Source organism: uncultured Planktosalinus sp., assembly GCF_963973675.1.
Taxonomy (GTDB): Bacteria; Bacteroidota; Bacteroidia; order Flavobacteriales; family Flavobacteriaceae; genus Planktosalinus.
On sequence record NZ_CAXBAN010000268.1, the window covers coordinates 1 to 3802 of the forward strand.

Consider the following 3802-nt stretch of genomic DNA (forward strand, 5'->3'; position numbering starts at 1 on the left):
CTCCTGTATGCTCAATAGAGGTGATGCCGGCAAGTTTGTTAATTCCCCATCCGTAGCCATAATTGATGTTTTTTCCATTGTTCAGGGTGTAATTTGTGAATGCCAGTTGCTTACTTCTTTCTGAAATAAGTGTGTTGCGATGAATGGCCTTGCTCCATAAAAGCATATCATCAACGGTTGACATGAGGGAGCCGGCAGCATAGGGCAGTGTCATGCTCAAATATTCAGCGTTTTCATAGCTTTCGCCGGAAGGCTGATAGCCACTAGCACGGTTAAGAATTATCCTGCTTTGGCTTCCATAATAAGAGTTTTTCATTCCCAGTTTATCAAAGATGTTTTTCTGAATGTAATCCTCATAGCTCATTCCGGAAACTTCCTCAATGATATATCCCAGTAAAATGTATGCTGAGTTATTGTATGCATAGCGCTCCCCGGGTTCAAAATCCATTGGTAGGTCTTTGAACTTGTTAATGATTTCAATAGGGGTCATGTCTGTGCGTGCCATCTGCCTAAAACTGGGTATATCAGTATAACTTTTTATACCTGAAGTATGATTCAGTAGATGGTGAATAGTAACTTCTTTGCCCTTTGGGTAATCTTCAATGTATTTTGATAAGGGATCTTCAAGACTTAGTTTTCCTTGCTCCATCAACATAAGTATTGCAACAGAGGTAAATTGTTTGGTAATAGAGGCCAGCTCCAGAACATGTTCAGGGTTCATTGGGACATTCAGTTCTAAGTTAGCCATCCCAAAAGCTTTGCGGTAAATGACCTTGTCATCTTGCGCAATTAAAACGGTAGCCCCGGGTGCATTGGCCGGGTAAGCTTCTGTAAAGATGGCATCGATTTGTTTTTCGATGTGTTGCGCTGAAACAAGATTGATGCTTAAGAGCAGCGCGATTAGTACTGTTAGAGATTTGATTTTCATAAAATAGAGTTTTTTGATTGATTGTTTTAATTTGTCTAAAAAAGCGGGCAAGTGTTACACCTTGGTTTCTGGCTCTTGTTTAAAAAATTCAAGAAGATTAACATTTTTAATTATAGGAATATTTCCAAATTTTATAATTTTGAAAATGGAAATAAATCAAGTAAAACAGTTGCAAAAAAATTACCAGAGACACACTGCCGAAGTTTCAAAACAAACAGGATTTCCAAGTGCAGCAACGCATTATACTGAACAATCCATTGATTTGCACGACGAGTTGGTGAACAATCGTGATGCCACTTTTTTTATTCGTATAAAAGGCAATGAATTGGAATATTTCCACATATTTAATAATGATGTGCTTATAGTTGATCGCTCGCTGGCACCCCAAAATAACCGTCTGGCTGTGGTAGTTCAGGAAGGTACTTTTTTTATCAGGAAAATTCAACTTCAAAGACTTGAAAGTGAATATATTTTGTGGGGTATGATTACTTATGTTATTCATAAAGTGTAATGGTAGCCTTGATTGATTGCAATAGTTTTTATGCATCCTGTGAACAGGTTTTTCGACCTGACTTATGGGGAAAACCCGTGGTGGTGCTCAGTAATAATGATGGTTGTGTAATTGCTGCAAATCGTGAGGCTAAAGCGCTCACAGAAATTCCCATGTTTGAACCGGTGTTTAAGATAAAGCAACAGTTAAAAGCTCACAAAGTCACTGTTTTTTCTTCCAATTATGCATTTTATGGTGAAATGTCACAACGGGTTATGAACATCTTGCATCAATTTTCACCACACATTGAAGTCTACAGCATCGATGAGTCGTTTATCGACCTCACCGGAATTATTTCTGCAGAACCCACCGTTTATGCCGCTGAAATAAGAGACCGCATCTTTCGTTATACCGGGCTTCCTGTGGGTGTGGGCATTGCTAAAACCAAAGTACTCGCCAAAGTTGCCAACCGCATTGCCAAAAAGTTTCATAAAGAACTCAATACCGTTTATGTCATTGATACTGAAGAAAAACGCATCAAAGCACTCAAGTGGCTAAAAATAAATGATGTGTGGGGCATTGGCAGGCAGCATGCCAAGCGCCTTCAAAAAATAGGGGTGCATACCGCTTATGATTTTACACAACTAACCCCGGGATGGGTGCGCCGGCATATGACTGTGGTGGGTTTACGTATCTGGGATGAATTGAACGGCCGCCCTCGTCTGGGAATCCAAGAACTCCCCAAACCCAAAAAAGGAATCGGTACAGCTAAATCTTTTGGGAGACCACTTGAAGACCTTAGCCTCATTGAAGAAGCCTGCGCCTATTACATCTCTGAAGTTGCCGAAGTGCTGCGCGCACAAAAATCGTGTGCCAACTATATTAACGTGTTTTTACATACCAATCGCTTTAGTGTAAAGGATGCTCAATATGCCAATAGCATCACCATCACGCTTCCTGTAGCGACAAATGATACGCTGTCACTCATTGCGGCGGCAAAAAAGGCTTTGTATCAAATCTACAAACCCGGTTATCGTTTCAAAAAAGTGGGTGTCAATTTGCTGGGGATTATTCCGCAGGAGTTTGTGCAGGGCAATTTGTTTTATCCTGAAAAGAAGAATGTACAGGCCCTGATGGATGTTTTTGACCAACTTAATTATAAATATGGCAAAGCCAAAGTCTATTCCGCTTTATGCGGAAACCGAAAAAAAGAATGGCAACTCATACAGGAAGAACGGGGCCCGCGCTATACCACCCGATGGGACGAGCTCGCAGTGGTGTATACAAAAAAACAAAGCCCGTGAATGACTTTGTTTCAGAATAAATAGTGAATCTGTTTTTTACTTCGGAAAACCTTCAGAAGCGATAATTTCGTCAATTTGCTTGCTGTGTCTTTCGGCATGACCGGCAATAAACAAAAGATACTGGTAACCGTCAATCTTACCAGCTGGTGCATCAGCCACACGGTTGCGCATGTCTTCAAGCGAATTGTTTTCAATCATCTCAAGAATTTTATTGCGGTTGTTAATTATGGCAAGAAGCCCCTCTTCTGCATTTGTGTAGTTACCTTCCGGCTGAAGGACTTCAGGGGCTTTGAATTTGGTGCTTCTGTCCACAACGCCGTTTACAACATCCTCATCAGAAGCGACAAGAAGTTCCCTGTCTTCAGGATTGGCAGGTTGATCCATCACGGCTTGTACCATACCGGAAAGCATCGTTTCTGTAAGGGCGATATGCTCCAGGCACTGTGCCACAGACCAGCTTTCAGGTGTGGGTTTGTACTGCAGTTGTTCTGTTGATAAGTTTGCGGTTTTAGCTCTCAGGTTATTGATGTTTTCCTGGTAGAAGTTCAATAAATAGGCTTTGTCGTGAGACTCAGTAGAGTCCTGTGCTGTTACTACTGTAAGTTGAAACGAAAACAACAGCAAAGTGAATAAAAATAAGGGAGTTTTTTTCATTTTAGTTAATTTTTAGGAGGTTGATTGTATGACTTTAAAATTAAGAATTTATATTTTTTGAGCAAAAACAAATATGTACCTTTGCACCACTAAAAAACAAAATACTATGGAAGACGGAATTTACGCAAAAATGATCACATCAAAAGGTGAAATCACGATAAATTTAACCTATGAATTAACCCCCGGAACCGTGGGTAATTTTGTGGCTTTAGCCGAAGGAAATATGGAAAATGATGTTAAACCACAAGGCACACCTTATTATGATGGCATTGTTTTTCATCGCGTAATACCAGATTTTATGGTGCAAGGTGGTGACCCCACAGGCACAGGCGCCGGCGGACCCGGTTACCAGTTTGATGATGAGTTTCATCCTGATTTGCGTCACGATGCGCCCGGAGGACTTTCTATGGCCAATGCCGGAAAAGC

Annotated in this window: 5 protein-coding genes; 3 read left to right on the forward strand and 2 right to left on the reverse strand. The window is 40.8% G+C overall.

What is annotated here, in order from left to right:
• Positions 1–928, reverse strand: a 928-nt coding sequence (locus AACY61_RS10275; RefSeq protein WP_339611489.1) for a serine hydrolase domain-containing protein, incomplete at its 3' end; no start/stop codon positions are given.
• A 145-nt stretch (positions 929–1073) separates the two neighbouring features.
• Here AACY61_RS10275 and AACY61_RS10280 point away from each other — a divergent pair.
• Together AACY61_RS10280 and AACY61_RS10285 are read left to right on the forward strand one after the other, a co-directional pair.
• Positions 1074–1439, forward strand: a complete 366-nt coding sequence (locus tag AACY61_RS10280; protein WP_339611490.1) for a S24 family peptidase — start codon at positions 1074–1076, stop codon at positions 1437–1439.
• Positions 1439–2722 (forward strand): Y-family DNA polymerase, encoded by a 1284-nt coding sequence (locus AACY61_RS10285; RefSeq protein WP_339611491.1) that lies wholly within the window; start codon positions 1439–1441, stop codon positions 2720–2722. The genes AACY61_RS10280 and AACY61_RS10285 overlap by 1 nt, the downstream gene beginning before the upstream one ends.
• 36 nt (positions 2723–2758) lie before the next feature.
• Here AACY61_RS10285 and AACY61_RS10290 read toward each other — a convergent pair whose 3' ends face one another.
• Positions 2759–3376, reverse strand: a complete 618-nt coding sequence (locus AACY61_RS10290; protein ID WP_339611492.1) for a DinB family protein — start codon at positions 3374–3376, stop codon at positions 2759–2761.
• A 106-nt stretch (positions 3377–3482) separates the two neighbouring features.
• Here AACY61_RS10290 and AACY61_RS10295 point away from each other — a divergent pair.
• The coding region (locus AACY61_RS10295) for a peptidylprolyl isomerase (protein WP_339611493.1) at positions 3483–3802 on the forward strand (320 nt) is incomplete at its 3' end.

Excerpts from the sequence above, each read along its gene's own strand:
- AACY61_RS10280 (WP_339611490.1), top strand. The coding sequence starts at position 1,074 with ATGGAAATAAATCAAGTAAAACAGTTGCAAAAAAATTACCAGAGACAC.
- AACY61_RS10290 (WP_339611492.1), bottom strand. The coding sequence starts at position 3,376 with ATGAAAAAAACTCCCTTATTTTTATTCACTTTGCTGTTGTTTTCGTTT.
- AACY61_RS10285 (WP_339611491.1), top strand. The coding sequence starts at position 1,439 with ATGGTAGCCTTGATTGATTGCAATAGTTTTTATGCATCCTGTGAACAG.